This window comes from Pantoea sp. X-Soil-ISGK-275 (assembly GCF_059730795.1).
The window spans coordinates 2,993,899-3,011,537 of record NZ_AP035976.1 but is presented as its reverse complement, the minus strand read 5'-3'; the positions used below and the strand labels follow the sequence as shown (position 1 = coordinate 3,011,537).

Annotated in this window: 15 protein-coding genes; 5 read left to right on the top strand and 10 right to left on the bottom strand. The window is 55.3% G+C overall.

Features of this window, described 5'->3' with window-relative positions:
* Both AC6I8A_RS14030 and AC6I8A_RS14025 read right to left on the bottom strand, forming a co-directional pair.
* A complete protein-coding gene (locus AC6I8A_RS14030; protein WP_436333505.1) occupies positions 1–1,089 on the bottom strand; it encodes an LLM class flavin-dependent oxidoreductase in 1,089 nt (362 codons plus the stop codon).
* 192 nt (positions 1,090–1,281) lie between these two features.
* On the bottom strand, positions 1,282–2,472 hold the full coding sequence (locus tag AC6I8A_RS14025) for a NupC/NupG family nucleoside CNT transporter (RefSeq protein WP_008101354.1): 1,191 nt from the start codon (positions 2,470–2,472) through the stop codon (positions 1,282–1,284).
* 369 nt (positions 2,473–2,841) lie between these two features.
* On the opposite strand from AC6I8A_RS14025, the gene AC6I8A_RS14020 reads away from it, so the two are divergent.
* Positions 2,842–4,083, top strand: a complete 1,242-nt coding sequence (locus AC6I8A_RS14020; RefSeq protein ID WP_497818681.1) for an Nramp family divalent metal transporter — start codon at positions 2,842–2,844, stop codon at positions 4,081–4,083.
* A 45-nt stretch (positions 4,084–4,128) separates the two neighbouring features.
* Here AC6I8A_RS14020 and AC6I8A_RS14015 read toward each other — a convergent pair whose 3' ends face one another.
* Both AC6I8A_RS14015 and mgrA read right to left on the bottom strand, forming a co-directional pair.
* Positions 4,129–4,485, bottom strand: coding sequence for a DUF2502 domain-containing protein (locus AC6I8A_RS14015; protein WP_497818680.1), 357 nt, complete (start codon positions 4,483–4,485; stop codon positions 4,129–4,131).
* Between the two features lie 159 nt (positions 4,486–4,644).
* Positions 4,645–5,634 carry an L-glyceraldehyde 3-phosphate reductase gene (mgrA, locus tag AC6I8A_RS14010; protein WP_497818679.1) on the bottom strand — a complete coding sequence of 330 codons (990 nt, stop codon included), beginning with the start codon at positions 5,632–5,634 and terminating at the stop codon, positions 4,645–4,647.
* 214 nt (positions 5,635–5,848) lie between these two features.
* Here mgrA and AC6I8A_RS14005 point away from each other — a divergent pair, with 214 nt between their 5' ends.
* Together AC6I8A_RS14005 and glk are read left to right on the top strand one after the other, a co-directional pair.
* Complete coding sequence (locus AC6I8A_RS14005; RefSeq protein WP_497818678.1) at positions 5,849–7,504, top strand: alpha-keto acid decarboxylase family protein; 1,656 nt, start codon at positions 5,849–5,851, stop codon at positions 7,502–7,504.
* Positions 7,505–7,664: 160 nt separating this feature from the next.
* Entirely contained in the window at positions 7,665–8,630 is a 966-nt protein-coding gene (glk, locus tag AC6I8A_RS14000; RefSeq protein WP_265300362.1) for a glucokinase, read from the top strand.
* 31 nt (positions 8,631–8,661) lie between these two features.
* On the opposite strand, the gene AC6I8A_RS13995 is transcribed toward glk, so the two are convergent.
* From AC6I8A_RS13995 to AC6I8A_RS13985, 3 genes are all read right to left on the bottom strand, one after another.
* Positions 8,662–9,387 (bottom strand): LytR/AlgR family response regulator transcription factor, encoded by a 726-nt coding sequence (locus tag AC6I8A_RS13995; protein WP_008101343.1) that lies wholly within the window; start codon positions 9,385–9,387, stop codon positions 8,662–8,664.
* Positions 9,384–11,075 carry a sensor histidine kinase gene (locus AC6I8A_RS13990; protein ID WP_293793441.1) on the bottom strand — a complete coding sequence of 564 codons (1,692 nt, stop codon included), beginning with the start codon at positions 11,073–11,075 and terminating at the stop codon, positions 9,384–9,386. Before AC6I8A_RS13990 ends, AC6I8A_RS13995 begins: the two co-directional genes overlap by 4 nt.
* Positions 11,076–11,292: 217 nt before the next feature.
* Positions 11,293–12,428 (bottom strand): IS3 family transposase gene (locus AC6I8A_RS13985; protein WP_256698600.1). Its coding sequence is split into 2 segments (ribosomal slippage): positions 11,293–12,173 and positions 12,173–12,428, totalling 1,137 coding nucleotides; the frame shifts between segments, so codons are not numbered across the junction.
* Positions 12,429–12,656: 228 nt separating this feature from the next.
* On the opposite strand from AC6I8A_RS13985, the gene AC6I8A_RS13980 reads away from it, so the two are divergent.
* Together AC6I8A_RS13980 and alaC are read left to right on the top strand one after the other, a co-directional pair.
* On the top strand, positions 12,657–13,181 hold the full coding sequence (locus AC6I8A_RS13980) for a GNAT family N-acetyltransferase (RefSeq protein ID WP_061717889.1): 525 nt from the start codon (positions 12,657–12,659) through the stop codon (positions 13,179–13,181).
* Between the two features lie 118 nt (positions 13,182–13,299).
* Positions 13,300–14,538 carry an alanine transaminase gene (gene alaC / locus AC6I8A_RS13975; protein ID WP_008101332.1) on the top strand — a complete coding sequence of 413 codons (1,239 nt, stop codon included), beginning with the start codon at positions 13,300–13,302 and terminating at the stop codon, positions 14,536–14,538.
* 41 nt (positions 14,539–14,579) lie between these two features.
* Here the strand turns inward: alaC and ypdK are convergent, their stop codons facing one another.
* From ypdK to AC6I8A_RS13960, 3 genes are all read right to left on the bottom strand, one after another.
* A complete protein-coding gene (ypdK, locus tag AC6I8A_RS13970; protein WP_099686956.1) occupies positions 14,580–14,651 on the bottom strand; it encodes a membrane protein YpdK in 72 nt (23 codons plus the stop codon).
* Positions 14,652–14,854: 203 nt separating this feature from the next.
* Positions 14,855–15,883 carry an HlyD family secretion protein gene (locus AC6I8A_RS13965; protein ID WP_436333032.1) on the bottom strand — a complete coding sequence of 343 codons (1,029 nt, stop codon included), beginning with the start codon at positions 15,881–15,883 and terminating at the stop codon, positions 14,855–14,857.
* A gap of 5 nt (positions 15,884–15,888) precedes the next feature.
* On the bottom strand, positions 15,889–17,490 hold the full coding sequence (locus AC6I8A_RS13960; RefSeq protein ID WP_256697022.1) for an MFS transporter: 1,602 nt from the start codon (positions 17,488–17,490) through the stop codon (positions 15,889–15,891).
* Between the last annotated feature and the right edge of the window lie 149 nt (positions 17,491–17,639).

Genomic DNA, 17,639 nt, shown 5'->3' with positions numbered 1-17,639 from the left:
TCAGGCGCTCCTTTTATCGGCGGCGGAGAGCGCATGGACTTTCTCGCGCGTCAGCGGGATCAGCTCACGGCCATATTCCACTGCATCGTTAAGCGGGTCGAAGCCGCGAATCAGTACGCTATGGATGCCAAGGCGATAATATTCCAGCAGCGCATCGGAGACCTGCTCCGGCGTTCCCACCAGCGCGGTGGAGTTGTAGCCGCCCTGAACCAGTTTTGCGACGCCGGTCCACAACACTTTATCCAGACGATCGCCTTCATTGGCGGCGGCGAGTAAACGCTGTGCGCCAACGCTCTGCGGTTTAACCTTGCCAAAGGCAAAGCCAGTTTCTTTGAGTTGTTTCTCTGCCGTGGCGCGGATGTGTTCCGCGCGTTCCCAGGCTTCTTTCTCCGTTTTGCCAAGAATCGGGCGGAACGAAATGTTGAAGTTGATTTCGCGCCCCTGTCTGGCAGCAGCAGCGCGCACGTTGCGTACCGTCTCCTCAGCACCTTTCAGCGGTTCGCCCCACAGCGCAAACACATCGGCATGCCGTGCAGCGACATCAATCGCTTCCTGCGACGATCCGCCAAAATAGATAGGCAGTTTTTTCTGCAACGGTTTGATGGCCGAAAACGCCTGTTCGACCTGATAAAAAGGACCTTGATGATCGTACGGCTGCGCAGATTCGAGGCTCTGCTTCAACACGGTGAGAAACTCATTGCTGCGCGCATAACGCTCGGCTTTGTTGAGGAAGTCACCGTCGCGGCGCTGCTCGGCATCGCTACCGCCGCTAATAATGTGCACCGCTAAACGGCCGTCGGTGAGGTGATCAAGGGAAGCCAGTTTGCGCGCCGCTAATGTCGGCGAGACAAAGCCGGGGCGATGCGCCAGCAAAAATTTCAGCGTTGAGGTGTGCGCCGCCGCGTGCGCGGTCACCAGAAAGCCATCCGGCTGATCCGACCAATAGCCCACCAGAATGCGATCAAAACCAGCGTCTTCATGCGCACGCGCAAAACGTGCAATGTACTCTTTATCGAACAGCGGGCCGCTAGCCGGGATAATCTCGGAGGCGAGGCGGTGGCCAATCATGCCAAGGAATTGAATGCTCATGCGGTTCTCCTGAAGTGACGTCATGGAGAAAAACTACGGGCGCAGGCGGTATGAACGGAAATTCAATATTGTGCAAAGGTTTTGCGTTTCACGGTGAAGCGGGTGATGGCGGGGGAAAAGCCGGGGCGAGGCGGGATAGAACCGATTGAAATAAATAAGAAGAGAAGGGCGAGCCGTAGCTCGCCCCTTTGATCAGAAGGCCAACACCAGGCCAGCGATAGCGGCTGACAGCACGCTCACCAGCGTTGAACCGTACAGCAGTTTCAGACCAAAGCGTGAAACCACGTTACCTTGCTCTTCGTGCAGACCTTTAATCGCGCCCGCCACAATCCCGATAGAAGAGAAGTTAGCAAAGGAGACGAGGAACACCGAGAGAATGCCTTCCGAGTGCGGTGACAGCTGACCAGCGATTTTCTGCAGATCCATCATCGCCACGAATTCGTTGGAAACCAGTTTGGTTGCCATGATGCTGCCCACTTGCAGCGCTTCGTGTGAAGGAACGCCCATCACCCACGCAAATGGATAGAACACATAACCCAGCACGCCCTGGAAGCTGATGCCGAAAATCAGATCGAACAGCGCGTTCAGACCGGTGATTAAGGCGATAAAACCAATCAGCATCGCAGCGACGATCATCGCTACTTTAAAACCGGCGAGGATGTATTCGCCCAGCATTTCGAAGAAGCTCTGGCCTTTATGCAGATCCTGCAATTGCAGATCTTCTTCACTATCGACGCGGTACGGGTTAATCAGCGACAGCACGATAAAGGTGCTAAACATGTTCAATACCAGCGCGGCCACTACATATTTTGGCTGCAGCATGGTCATGTAGGCGCCGACAATTGACATGGAAACCGTCGACATGGCGGTCGCTGCCATGGTGTACATGCGGCGCTGTGACATTTTGCCGAGGATATCTTTATAGGCGATAAAGTTTTCTGACTGTCCCAAAATCAGAGAGCTTACGGCGTTGAAAGATTCCAGTTTGCCCATACCGTTTACTTTTGACAGTACGGTACCAATACCGCGAATCACCCAAGGTAAGATGCGGAAGTGCTGCAAAATACCAATCAACGCAGAGATAAAGATGATTGGGCAAAGCACGTTGAGGAAGAAGAAGGCGAGACCTTTTTCACTCATATTGCCAAACACGAAGTTGGTGCCTTCGGCGGCATATTTGAGCAGATGATCAAAGAACCCAGCGAAGCCCTGCACGAAGCCGAGACCGATGGAGGAGTTCAGGAAGAACCACGCCAACAACAATTCGATCACCAGAAGCTGTACGATAAAACGAAGACGGATGCTTTTACGATCGTTGCTGACCAGCAAGGCCAGCACCGCTACCACCACTAGTGCTAAAATAAAATGCAAAACATGGGACATGTCGGCTCCAAATTTGAGGAGGGTTGTATTTTGTTGCGTATTCTATGTAACGCGTTACTTAAAAACGAGATCAAAACCACATTATAAGTATTCGCTATCGCGATTTTTCTCAGATAAGTCTGACCGCTCACAACCCCGTTACAAATCCATCACAAGAAATATCCACAAAAACATTGTCTATAAAATAACCCAAGAGTAGAGTCATTTGCGTTGCACGTATTTTTGGCAAGAACGGGCTTTACCGCAATGTATAGCAATGGCTATACTTCATAGCACCATCTATTAATACAATAACTATAACCACATTTCATCTGCCTTGAATGCCCCTTAAGCTGGTCGTGTCAACAAGCGTTAAGACAGGGTAAAACTATGCTAGAAAGCCGCACCGCTGAGCGCGCCGCTCGCGGAGCCAGAAAGATTAAACTCGCGCTGCTGGGTCCCGCTTTTATTGCGGCGATTGGCTATATCGATCCCGGCAACTTCGCGACCAACATTCAGGCCGGTGCCGCCTACGGCTACAAGCTGTTGTGGGTGGTGGTGTGGGCCAACGTCATGGCGATGCTGATCCAGCTGATGTCCGCCAAGCTCGGCATTGCCACCGGCAAAAATCTTGCAGAACACATCCGCGATCGCTTTCCGCGTCCGGCGGTGTGGTTCTATTGGGTGCAGGCGGAAATCATCGCCATGGCCACCGATCTCGCTGAATTTATCGGCGCGGCGCTCGGCTTCAAGCTGTTACTCGGCATTTCGCTGCTGCAGGGCGCGGTGTTAACCGGTATCGCAACTTACCTGATTCTGATGCTGCAAAGTCGCGGCCAAAAGCCACTGGAATTGGTGATTGGCGGCCTGCTGCTGTTTGTGGCGGCGGCGTATATCGTGGAGCTGTTTTTCTCCCAGCCGAAAGTCAGTGAGCTGGTGGTTGGCATGGCGCTGCCATCGTTGCCGACGTCGGACGCGGTCTTCCTCGCCGCTGGCGTGTTAGGTGCCACCATTATGCCGCACGTCATTTATCTGCACTCGGCGCTGACGCAGCACGGTAATAAAGGCAGCAAGGCGCAACGCTACAGCTCAACCAAACTGGATGTGGCGATTGCCATGACTATCGCTGGCTTTGTAAATCTGGCGATGATGGCAACTGCCGCCGCAGCGTTCCACTTGAGCGGTCACTCCAGCATCGTCGATCTCGATCAGGCTTACTTAACGCTGCAACCGCTGTTGGGTGAAGCGGCGGCGATAGTGTTTGGTTTGAGTTTGGTGGCTGCCGGTCTCTCTTCAACCGTGGTCGGCACGCTGGCGGGACAAGTGGTGATGCAGGGCTTTATTCGTTTCCACATTCCGCTGTGGTTCCGCCGCACTATTACCATGTTGCCCTCATTTATTGTCATCTGGGCGGGCTGGGATCCCACGCGCATTCTGGTAATGAGCCAAGTGCTGCTGAGTTTCGGTATCGCACTGGCGCTAATTCCGTTGCTGTCATTTACCGGCAACCGGGAATTGATGGGTGATGAGATGGTGAACTCGCGCCTGATGCAGAATGCCGGACGGCTGATTGTGGTGCTGGTTATCGCCCTCAATCTCTATTTACTGGTCGGCGAAGCGCTCGGTTGGTAACGGCGTTAGAAAAGAAAAATCCCGCCATTGAGCGGGATTTTTTGTTTAGTGATGATGGTGATCGCGATGACCACGACGATCATCATGGCGATGGTCGTGGCGGTGATGTTCACGACGTTCACGCTCATGCCAGCGACGTTCGCGCTCACGTTCATAGGCGCGATGACGTTTCCACTCTTCATGACGCCACCAGCGATGGTCATCGTAACGATAACGATCGTTCCACCAGCGCGGTTCACGCCAGCGACCGCCGTCCCAGTAATTACCGTGACGATCGCGATCGCCGAGATGCAGCGTAACGCCCGGACCCAAATTGATGGTGGCGCTGTCGGCTTGTGCTGTGCTGATAGCCAACGGGGATAAAGTTGCCAGCAAGGCGGCAAACAAAATGGCACGTTTCATAACTTCTCCTTTTCAGTAGCTTATCACTGCCACCGTTGCGCTAGTTTGCCACATCGGACCAGGTAAGCCTTGAGAATCAGTCTGAAAACGCTAAGGGAAATCTGAAATGAGAATTTTCTGCTGCGGAAAATGCCCGACACATGCCGGGCGGGTAAGCGTTTACACTAAGATATTGTGGATGGTGTCGATCTCGTCCTGGCTCAGCACCGGCTGGCTCAACATCTCAACCGCATCATCAATTTGCGCAGTTTTGCTGGCGCCAATCAGCACCGAAGTAACACGCGCATCGCGCAACACCCAGCTTAGCGCCATCTGCGCCAGTTTATGGCCGCGCTGTTGGGCAATCGCCTGCAGCTGGCGCACTTTTTCCATCTTCTCTTGCGTCAACTGGTTTTCACTCAGGAACTTACTGCCGCTGGCGATGCGCGAATCTTGCGGAATGCCCTGCAAATAGCGGTCGGTTAACACGCCACCCGCCAGCGGCGAGAAGGCGATACAACCGACGCCGTTATCGCCCAGCACATCCAGCAAACCCTGCTCTGGCGTACGTTCAAACATTGAATAACGCGGCTGGTGGATTAGGCATGGCGTGCCGAGGTCGCGCAGAATCGCAATCGCTTCGGCGGCTTTGTCTGCCGGATAGTTAGAGATAGCGGCATACAGCGCTTTGCCCTGACGTACCACCTGATCCAGCGCGCGCATGGTCTCTTCCAGCGGCGTTTCGGGATCGGGACGATGGTGATAGAAGATATCAACGTACTCAAGTCCCATGCGCTTCAGGCTTTGATCGAGGCTGGAAATCAGATACTTACGTGAACCCCAATCGCCGTATGGGCCGTCCCACATGGTGTAACCGGCTTTGGTTGAGATCACCAGCTCATCGCGCAGTCCCTGAAAATCCTCGCGCAGAATGCGACCAAAGTTAGATTCAGCCGATCCCGGCGGTGGGCCGTAATTATTGGCGAGATCGAAATGGGTGATGCCGCGATCAAAGGCGTGGCGCAGCAGTTCACGGCTGTTATCAACGCGTGTACTGTCGCCAAAGTTATGCCACAAACCCAGCGAAATCGCCGGTAACTTCAAGCCGCTACGGCCACTGCGACGGTATTGCATCTGTTGATAACGTTCGGGATGGGGAAAAGCACTCATGCAGCGTTCCTGTCTCAATAGGGGAGAAAGTGACATCAGCATAGCAGTGTATGCGTTTACACTAAGGCGAAACGCGCCGAAGATCGCAACTTACAGAATTATCTATCGTCGTAACGAATGCTTGCCACAAATCAGCATCACACGATGGTGAATATCTCGCCAATTCAGCCACATCGCTAATACTCCTGATTATCCCCTTAACAAGGAGCTGTCGATGAAAACCCCCAACGTTGGCGATTATTTACTGCACCGATTACAGCAAAGCGGCATCCGACATCTGTTCGGCGTGCCGGGCGATTACAACCTGCAATTCCTCGACAGTGTGATTGCGCATCCCGAAATTGCCTGGGTTGGCTGCGCCAATGAATTGAATGCGGCCTATGCGGCAGATGGCTATGGGCGCTGCAACGGCGCGGCGGCACTGCTGACCACGTTTGGCGTCGGCGAGCTTAGCGCGATTAACGGCATCGCCGGCAGCTATGCCGAATATGTACCGGTGATTCATATCGTTGGCGCGCCCGCGAGTCAGGCGCAGCAGCAGGGCGATTGCGTGCACCATTCGCTGGGTGATGGCGATTTTGGTCACTTCCTGCGGATGGCGCAGGAAGTGAGTGTGGCCTCTGCGGTATTGACGGCGGAGAACGCGGTGGCGGAGATCGATCGCGTTATCAGCGAGGCGCTAACGCAACATCGTCCCGGCTATTTATTGCTGGCGGTGGATGTGGCGGCGGCTGAGATTTCGCTGCCAGAGGAAAAAAAAATTACAGCGGCAGACAGACATCAGCAGGTTGCCGCAGCCTTTGCTGATGCGGCAGAGCGCTTGCTGGCACCGGCGCAGCGCGTGGCGCTGTTGGCGGATTTCCTTGCCGCGCGCTGGCAGTTGCAGCCGCAGCTTGAGGCGTTGCGCCAGCTGCGCGCGATTCCTGCCGCCACCTTATTGATGGGCAAAGGCGTGCTCAACGAGCAGCAGCCGGGTTACGTCGGCACTTACGCCGCGCAAGGCAGCAGCGATGCGGTGCGCCAGGCCATCGAAGATACCGACGTCACGCTGTGCGTCGGCGTGCGGTTTACCGATACCTTAACCGCCGGCTTCACGCAAAATCTGCCTGCCGAGCGCGTGATCGATCTGCAGCCGTTTCAGGCTACGGTCGCTGGCGAGGTGTTTGCGCCGTTAAGCATGCAGCAGGCGCTGGCGGCGCTGACGCCCATTTATCAGCGTCACTGCGCGCACTGGCGGCTGGCGGATGCGCCTGAGTGCGAAGAAAGTGAGCAAATTGCTGCGGCGGTAATCAGTCAGCAGGCATTCTGGCAGGCAATGCAGCGCTTCCTGCAGCCGGGTGATATTATCCTCGCCGATCAAGGCACCGCAGCCTTTGGCGCGGCGGCGCTGCGGTTACCGCAGGATGCGCAGTTGCTGGTGCAACCGCTGTGGGGATCGATTGGCTATACTTTACCCGCCACCTTTGGTGCGCAAACCGCGCAGCCGGATCGCCGGGTCATCCTGATCATTGGCGATGGCTCCGCGCAGCTGACGATTCAGGAGTTGGGTTCGATGCTTCGCGACGGCCAGCAGCCGATCATTTTCCTGATTAACAATGATGGCTACACGGTTGAGCGCGCGATTCACGGTGCTGAGCAACGTTACAATGATATCGCGCAATGGAACTGGACCACGCTGCCGCAGGCGCTGAGTCAAGACTGTGCGGCGCAGAGCTGGCGCGTCAGCGAAACGGTGCAGCTGGACGCGGTGATGGCGCAATTAATGCGAAATCGGCGACTGTCGCTGGTGGAAGTGGTGATGGACAAACAAGACTTGCCGCCGCTGCTGCGTAAGGTCACCGCCGCACTGCATCAGCGTAATAGTGGCTAAATTTCGGAAAGTTGCCGCTGGGAAGTCGGGCAGGCGATCGGTAGGCTGTGCAGCATCTTTAAATGGATTACGCCCATCGTGCAGGTGGGCGTTGTTGTTTTATTGGCAGGCTTTTATAGTGTCCTGCAATTGTTTATGACCCAAGCGGAGCAGCAGAAGAATGACAACATACGCCCTGGTCGGCGATGTGGGCGGTACCAATGCCCGTCTCGCATTGTGTGAGGTAGAAAACGGTGCTATCTCGCAAGCCCAAACCTTCTCAACATCAGACTACGACAATCTTGAAGCGGTGATTCGTCACTATCTTGATGAGCAAAAACAGGATATTAAGCACGCTTGTATCGCCATTGCCTGTCCGATCACCGGCGATTGGGTAGAGATGACCAACCACGATTGGGCGTTCTCCACCAAAGTGATGAAAGAGCATCTGGCGCTGGAAAGCCTGGAAATTATCAATGATTTCACCGCCGTTTCGATGGCGATTCCGATGCTGAGCGAAAAGGAAGTGATTCAGTTTGGCGGCAAAGCGCCGGTTGAAGGCAAGCCCATCGCGATTTACGGTGCGGGCACCGGCCTCGGCGTCAGCCATTTGGTGCACGTGGATAAACGCTGGATCAGCTTGCCGGGCGAGGGCGGCCACGTTGACTTTGCGCCAAATAGCGAAGAAGAGGGTGACATTCTCGAAGTGCTGCGCGCGGAGATTGGCCACGTTTCGGCTGAACGCGTACTGTCCGGTGCCGGTTTGGTCAATCTGTATCGCGCCATCGTGAAGTCTGATGAGCGTGAGCCAGAAAACCTCAAGCCAAAAGATGTTACCGAGCGCGCGTTGCAAGACAGCTGCATCGATTGCCGTCGCGCACTGTCGCTGTTCTGCGTGATTATGGGTCGTTTCGGCGGCAACCTGGCGTTGAATCTGGGCACCTTCGGCGGCGTCTATATCGCCGGCGGTATTGTGCCGCGCTTCCTCGACTTCTTTAAAGCGTCCGGTTTCCGCGCGGCGTTTGAAGATAAAGGTCGCTTCCGCGATTACCTGGTTGATATTCCGGTGTATATGATCACTCACGATCAGCCGGGCTTGCTGGGCGCCGGTGCGCACCTGCGTCAGGTGCTGGGCCGCGAACTGTAAGCACGCAGGCGAGCGGCATCCGCCGTTCGCCTTATAACCTCATCAACTGCCGAAAGGCTTTCACCTTGCTGCGACTCACCGGCACCTGCGCATCCAAATCACGCAACTTAACCAAATAGGTATTGTTAAACCACGGCTCGATTTCACGAATCTTGCTCAGATTGACGCAGTAAGATCGATGGCAGCGGAAGAATTGCTGTTCCGGCAAACGGCTGCAGAATTCACTGATCACCATCGACATCACATAGGCTTCGCGCCGCGTATAAACAAACGTCAGCTTCTCGTGCGCCTCAACGTAATAGATCTCGTTGATATCGGTGACGATGATGCGTTCGTCTTTCACCAGATTGACGGTTTGTGGCGAGCTGGCCGCCGCGTTTTGCGGTTGCGACTGCTGCTGGGCGCTGGCTTCCAGTTTCTGCAGCATCGTCATGATGCGCGACTCGTGATACGGCTTGAGAATGTAGTCAAAGGCGTCCAGTTCAAACGCGTCAACCGCATGCTCTTTCCACGCGGTGATAAACACAATCAACGGCTTATGGGCAAACTGATTGATGTTTTGCGCCAGCAGCATGCCATCCAGCGACGGAATGTTGATGTCGAGGAAAATGACATCAACACGATGGTTCTGCAGATATTTCAGCACCTCCAGCCCATCATCAAAGCAGGCCTCAACGCTGATTTGGCTGTGTTGCTGAATCATCCAGCTTAACTCTTGCTGGGCGAGAAACTCGTCTTCAACGATGATGGCTTTCACGTGGTGGTTTCCGTGGTAGGGCGCAGCGGCGCAGGTAGCGACTGACCATTCTTGCTAAGCGTAAAGGCGATTTCAGTGCCCGGATGATGGCGGGTAATAACCAAACCCTGTCCCGAGAGCAATTTCACGCGATGATGCACATTCAGCAGACCAATCTTGTTGCCGGGCATCTCATTACGCGCCACGCGGCTCATCACATCCTCGCTGATGCCGTCGCCGGTATCACGCACTGCGACGCGTACCCGATCGCCCAAATCTTTCACGCTCAGCGTTACCACGCCTTTGCCGCGACAAGGCTGAATACCGTGCACAATGGCATTCTCCACCAGCGGTTGAATCAGCAGGCTGGGCAGCGTGAAGTGCAGATCTTCATCCACGTCATAAATCATCGACAGCTTGTCGCCGAAACGCGCCTGCTCGATCGCGATGTAGTCCTTCACCTGCCACAACTCTTTCTTGATGTCGATAAGCTCGTCATCGTTGAGTTCGAGGTTGTAGCGCAGATAACGCGACAGGTTGATCACCAACTGGCGCGCGGTGTCTGGATTAAGGCGAATCGAGGAGGAGATGGCATTCAGCGCGTTAAACAGGAAGTGCGGATTAATTTTGCTCTGCAGCGCGCGTAATTCAGCCTTGTTCGCCATTTCACGCAACTGCTCAGCCCGCGACACTTCCAGCTGGGTGGAGATGATTTGCGACAGCCCAATCGCCATCTCTTTCAGCGAACCGGTAATGCGATGCGCACGGCGATAATAGATTTTTAGCGTGCCGGTCACTTCCCCTTTTTCCCAAAGGGGAATAACCAACATCGAGTGAATATCTTTGGTGCGATGCGCCTCATCGTTGTTCTTGATGATGATTTTGCCGCTGGCGATCGCCTGCGCAGTGGTTGGGCTGATGGCATCATCGCCGTTGTGATAGTTCTGCTCGCCATAACCGACGTAAGCGAGAATCTGCTTGTTATTGGTGATGGCGACCGCATCGGCGTGAATGTCGCTGCGGATGATATCGCACACTTTGTGCAGCGACTGGCTATCAACCTGACGAAACAGCGGCAGCGTTTTGTTGGCGATTTCCAGCGCCAGCTTGGCCTGACGCGCCGCAATCGCCTCTTTCTCACCTTCAACGCTCTGTACCAGCAGCACGATTAAACCGATACTTGATGCGCCCAAAATCATTGGCAGCGCAATCTCAGACACAATCGCCAGGCCCAGCGTCATCGGCTTGGCCCACAATACAATTAGCAGCATGGTCAGGCTTTCGCACAACATGCCGCCGAGAATACCGGCGCGCCAGCGCTGCTCTTTACTTACCCGGCGATTAATCACGCCTGAGGCGATGCCGGCAATGATGCTGGTGATCAGGCAAGGCACCGCCGTGACGCCATCCATATCAATCAGATAGCGATGCAAACCGGCAATCACACCGGTGGCGATGCCCACCCAGGGACCGAACAGAATGCCGCCGGACATCACCGCAATGACACGCACATTGAGCAGCGAACCGTCGACGTTAATGCCCGACCAGGTGCTGAATAGCGCAAACAGCGAGAATATGGCCGTCACCACCACTTTTTCGCGTACCGAATGCTCATCTTTTTGCAGCAGCTGACGGAACACCCGCGTGCGAGTGAGAAAGAACAGGCAAATCAGCATCAGCGCCGCGCGGTCAAAAACCGCCAGCAGCATGTCGAAGTGGGAAGGCAAGGGCATCTCTCAGGCAAGAAACGGGAGGCTATGATAAAAAATGTGATCACGTTCCGCCAGCGCCACGGCAATCTGCAGACCTTTCTCGTAGTCGAGATCAATTTTTAACATGCCAGGTCGCCATAAATGGCAATCGCACTTCGCCTTTGTAGGGTCGCCATTCATGGAGTGACCCCATTCCCGTAGACATTCGCTGTCCTCACGACGAGGCCTTTTCGAAGGCCTCTGGACTGACGCCTCCCAGGTGGCTGTGGCGTCGGGTCCGGTTGTAGAACACTTCGATATAATCAAAGATATCAGCCCGGGCCATGTCCCGGGTTCTATAGATCCGCTTTCTGATGCGCTCTTTTTTTAGCGAACTGAAGAAGGATTCTGCCACTGCATTATCCCAGCAGTTGCCGCGCCGGCTCATGCTGGGTGACAGGTTATTAGCCTGGCAGAACCGTCGCCAGTCATCGCTGCCATACTGGCTTCCCTGGTCGCTGTGTACGATAACGGTTTCCTCAGGCCTTCGTCGCCAGACGGCCATCAGAAGAGCATCCAGCGCCAGTTCGCGCGACAGTGAGGGTTTCATTGACCAGCCCACCACATTGCGGGCAAACAGGTCTATGACCACGGCCAGATACAGCCAGCCCTGCCAGGTCCGTATGTAGGTAATATCCGTTACCCAGACCTGGTTCGGTTTAACGACTGTGAACTCCCGCTGTACCCGGTTAGGCGCGATGACTGACGGACGTCCCCGTGCTCCTCGCGGGATTTTATAGCCATGTACGGCCTTGATTCTGTTCTGCCGCATAATTTTCGCTACCCTGTTTTTACTGCATACCTCCCCGATTTCTCGCAGGTCACTGTGGACCCGCCGGTATCCATAAACGCCGCCACTCAGGGTATAAGAGTCGCGGATAAGCGTCAGCAGCCGCTGATTATCCTGCTCTCCAGTTGATACCGGGCAGTGGAGCCAGACGTAAAAACCGGAACGGGCAACCTTCAGAACCCGACACATCAGTGTGATCGACCAGACCTGACGGTGATCGTTGATGAAGCGGTACTTTAGTCGGGCTCCCTTGCAAAGTACCGCGCCGCCTTTTTCAGGATATCCCGCTCCTCCTCAGTTCGCTTGAGTTGCGCTTTCAACCGGAGGATCTCCGTCCGGGCATCCAGCAGATCCTGCGCCTGGTGCCCGCTGGCATCAGGTTTTATAGAGCGGATCCATTTATAAAGGCTGTGTTGCGAGACGCCCAGGCGTTCAGATACGTCGGCGACGGAATAGCCCCGCTCGGTGATCTGGCGGACTGCTTCTTCTTTAAACTCAGGGGTAAATCGTGGTGTGCCCATAGACTCCTCCTATGCTCAAAATATAGGGCAGATTTGTCTATGGGCTCGGGGTCACTCCATCAATGTCAGATTATGGTCCAACATTTGGGGTGCAGTTCATTCATGGCGACCTCCTCAAAAAGAGGAATACCTGACTCACAAAAAGAGGATTAGTGAAAGCGTGCGCCGATCGCTGGTTGTGAATACGCCGGTTTGCTATGTTGCCGTATAAAAAAGGGGGGCTCAGCCATGCAATTACTCACTCCACGTTTATCCCTCAGCCGACTTCAGCCAGAAGACTGGCAGATTTTCAAAGCGGTACATCAGGACGCCGCCACCATGACGTGGGTCAGTGAAATTCCGGATGAAAACGATATCCGTCAACGCTTTAACGAGCGTCTGGCACCGTGGCAGGCGAGCAGTTTTCATATGCTGTGTTTGGTGGCGCGTATCCGGGAAAGTGGTGAGCCGATTGGCCTGTTTGGCTGTAGCGCCGAATGGCATCCGTATCGTCAGGCCGAAGTGGGTTACATGCTACGCGCAGCCTTTACCGGCTTGGGTTATGGCAGTGAAGCGCTCGACGCGCTGTGCCAGTTTTTACTGCAGGCAGAATTTCATAAGCTGAAAGCGATGGTGATTGAGGGGAATTGGCCGTCGCGCCGTATTCTGGAGAAGAATGGTTTCGCCCTTGAGGGCACGTTACGGGATAATTATCTGCTAAACGGCCAATGGGTAAGCGATTGGGTGTTTGGCCGCCTGAATCCAAATAATTAAAATTATTTTATTCCGCTCTCGACAATCTTGTTATCAGCGCGTTATGTTCTTGGTGCGGTCACCACAGTGACCCACGTCGCTCGGACGGTCCGGGCGCTTACGTAAACCAGAGGACATCATGGCTGATAACAGCACACCCCGTCGTTTCTCGCGTATTGAACGCCTTCCCCCGTATGTTTTTAACATCACCGCTGAATTGAAGATGGCTGCGCGTCGGCGCGGCGAAGACATTATCGATTTCTCGATGGGCAATCCGGATGGCCCCACGCCGCCGCACATCGTTGAAAAACTTTGCCAGGTGGCGCAGCGCGAAGACACGCACGGTTACTCAACCTCGAAAGGCATTCCCCGTTTGCGTCGCGCGATTTCGCGCTGGTACGCAGACCGTTATCAGGTGGAAATCGATCCGGAATCGGAAGCGATTGTCACCATCGGCTCGAAAGAGGGTTTGGCGCACTTGATGCTGGCCACGCTCGATCACGGCGACACCGTGCTGGTGCCGAATCCCAGCTATCCGATTCACATTTACGGCGCGGTGATTGCCGGTGCGCAGGTGCGTTCTGTTCCGCTGGTGGCGGGTGTTGATTTCTTCAACGAGCTGGAACGGGCGATTCGCGAAAGCTATCCCAAACCGAAAATGATGATTCTTGGCTTCCCGTCGAATCCTACGGCGCAATGCGTTGAACTCGATTTCTTCGAACGCGTCATCGCGCTGGCGAAGCAGTACAATGTGCTGGTGATCCACGATCTCGCCTATGCCGACATCACCTACGATGGCTGGAAAGCGCCATCGATTATGCAGGTGCCGGGCGCGCGCGATGTGGCGGTGGAATTCTTTACCCTGTCGAAAAGCTACAACATGGCGGGCTGGCGTATCGGCTTTATGGTCGGTAACAAAGAGCTGGTCTCGGCGCTGGCGCGTATCAAGAGTTATCACGATTACGGCACCTTCACGCCGTTGCAGGTGGCGGCGATAGCGGCGCTGGAAGGCGATCAACAGTGTGTGCGCGATATCGCTGAACAGTACAAACGCCGCCGTGATGTACTGGTGAAAGGCCTGCACGAAGCGGGCTGGATGGTCGATTTGCCGAAGGCGTCGATGTACGTCTGGGCGAAAATTCCCGATCACTACGCGCATCTTGGCTCACTGGAGTTCGCCAAATTACTGATGCAGGAAGCCAAAGTGTGCGTCTCGCCGGGCATCGGTTTCGGTGATTACGGTGATACCCACGTGCGTTTCGCGCTGATTGAAAACAGCGATCGTATTCGTCAGGCGGTGCGGGGGATTAAATCGATGTTCCGTGCCGATGGCATTTTGCCGGGAACGGTGAAAGCGCTGGAAGAAGAAGAGGAATAACCATTAATTGGGGCGACTCAGCGTCGCCCCGCCTGGCGGCTCTACAGCATCAGTACAAAGGTACCGACCCAAAGCAACAGGAAGAAAGAAATTCCCATCAAAGCGTATCTCACAAAAACAACTCCTCTGAGCGGCTACCCGGCGGGCGATCCCAAACCCGCGTAACCCGAACAGAATAAGAGAAAGGTGGAGTTCATCATCGCTACACGCTTTCTTCTCAGGTCGCTCCAGGCAAGCCCGAAACAGGATCGAGGGCTAATTTACGCGGATTTGTCCCAAAAATAAATAGGCCGCTTCTGAGATATCGCTCACATTTTCAGCGGGTCTCAATCTCCGGTATCGCCGACATTCCCACGCGCAGTTTTGCCAGATCCGGCTGGTTCTCATCGAGCACAATTTTCACCGGTAAACGCTGTACCACTTTGGTGTAATTGCCGGTGGCGTTGTCCGGCGAAATGGCGGAAAAGGTCGCGCCCGTCGCCGGAGCAATGCTGTCGACGTGACCGCTAAATACCTTGCCTGGCAAGGCATCCACCTTCACGCTCACTTTCTGCCCTTGCTGCACATCCGCCAGCTGCGTTTCCAGATAATTAGCGGTGATATAGGTTTGCTGCAGCGGCACCACCGCCAGCAAACGCGTGCCCGCACTGACGTAAGCGCCGAGGCGCACTGAGCGCTGACCGACCATGCCATCCACCGGCGCTACAATGCGCGTATAGGAAAGATTGAGTTGCGCCTGATCGACGCTGGCCTGCGCGGCAGCGACATCGGCAGCGGCCTGACGCACCGCAGCTTTTAGCACGCCAACCTGCTTGACGGCGGAAGCCAGCGCCGCTTCGCTCTGGCGCACGGTAGCCGAGGCGGATCGCTGCGTTGAGTTGGCTTTTTGCTGATCGTCTGCGGCGATGGTGCCACTTTTATACAGCTGGTTGTAACGCGCGGCGCTCTGTCCGGCGTACTGCGCGGAAGCCTGGCTCGCCGCTAACGTGGCCTTCGCCTGGTCGATAGTGGATTGCTGCTGTTCCAGCTGCGCCTGGCTACTCAAACGCTTCGCCTCGCTGACCTGCAAATTGGCCTGCGCGGTCTCTAACGCCACACGATAATCGCGGTCGTCGAGCGTGGCCAGCAGTTCGCCAGCTTTCACGCGCTTGTTATCCTGCACATTGACGCTGGCGATATAGCCGGAAACTTTCGGCGCAACCAGCGTGTAATCGGCATTCACATAGGCATCGGTGGTGCGGTGATCGTTGCCGGTCATTGATGACCAGACAAAAAAGGCCATCGCTAATAACACCAGTAATAAGGCGCTCAACAGCACCGTTCTTTTCAGAGCAAAAGCTTGCATATCAATTATCTCGACGTCGTCGTAACAGGTTGAATCAGAGTTTGTGGTGGCCACACGCGTTTCGGCAGCCAGGCGGTTAACAGTAAAAGCAGGGCGGCGAAGGCAATCAACATTTGGTAGCAATCACTTAGGCTCAGCACCATCGCCTGCTGCTTCAGCAAGGTGGCGAAGCCGCTGAGGTTTTCCGCGCTGCTGGCGCTGCCATCCGGCAGCAACGGCAAGCTGCTGCTGGATTGCGCGCTGTTCGGTGCGGTCATCAGCCACGCACGGCTGGCGGCGCTATCGACCAGCACGTTGGAGTGGAATTTTTCACGGTGACTGATAAACCACTCCACCAGCGTGCTGGCGGCGATGCTGGAGAAACCGCGCACGGTGTTGAACATCGCCGAGGCGAACGGGCCTTCCGGCGGCGCGACCACGCTGGTGGCGCTCATCAGTACCGGCAAAATCACCATCGGCTGACCGAACGCCTGCAGAATCTGTATCAGCCAGAAATTCTGCCGCGCCCAATCAGTGGTAATGTGCATGCCCATCAGGCAGGACGTCACCAACAACGCCACGCCCGCCGTCAACATCCAGCGACAATCCACCCAGCGAATATTCAGCAGCGCGGCAACAAATGGGGCGATCAGCAGTTGCGGCAAGCCGATGGTCAACGCCAGCGGTGCAAACTGCAGCGTGCGGAAGCCTTGCACCTGCGCCAGATAGGCCGACGGCAGCGCTGAACCCGACAGCGACAAAATCAGCACGCCCGCCAGCACCAGCAAGCCGTGTGCGAGATTGCGCCGCCCCAGCATCTGTAATTTGAACAGCGGCAGCGGGTGAAACCATTCATTAATAAAGAACACAGTCAGCAACGCCAGCGCGCTGAATAATAGGCCGCTGAATAACGGCGATTCGAGCCAGTCGAGCCGCTCGCCTTGCGTCAGCGCCAGAATCAGCAGCGCGATACCGGAGCAGCCGGTTAGCATGCCGAACAGATCGATCTGTTTAAAACGCTCGAGGCGCAGCGGATCCTGCGGTAAACCCCAGCTAATCAGCAGCATGGCAATCAGCATGGCCGGCACTACTTGCCAGAAGACAAACAGCCAGCTGACGTCATCGGTCCAGAACGCCGCCAGAGAAGCGGCCATATTCGGGCCAAAGGTGGCAGTCAGCGCATAACCCGCTAAACCGTATAATTTGATCGGCGGCGGCAGGAAGCGCAGTGCAACGGTCATCAGCATCGGCGGCAGCGCACCGCCAAATAATCCCTGCACCACGCGCAAAGTGATAAACAGCGTGGCATTGGGCATCAGCGGCAGCAGCAGGCCGCTCAACATAAATCCGGCGGAAACGGTGAGCGCAAAGCGACGCAGCGAAAAGGTGACGGCGAACCAGGGCGCAATCATCATTGCCGCCACTTCAGCAGCCTGATAAGCGGAGATAATCCAGCTGCCTTGATCGTAACTGATGCCGATGGCGGCGCGGATATCGGCTAACGCGATATCGGTGACGCGATCGTTTAATCCCGATGTGAGCGCGGCAATCAGCACGCCAACCAATCCCAGCGCCAGGCGCAGAGTAAACGGATGGGGTGCCGGAGCCGCAATGGGCTGGGCGTTCATAGCAGGTTTCTCGTTATATTGTTGATGCAGTGTATTGCGATGTGATACAGATGGCATCTTACATATCGATATGCTGTATTGCAATGTGATACAGGGTGTAAAAGTGCGATCATTCGCGTTAAAGTAGGGCAGGCCAAAAAGGAACGCAT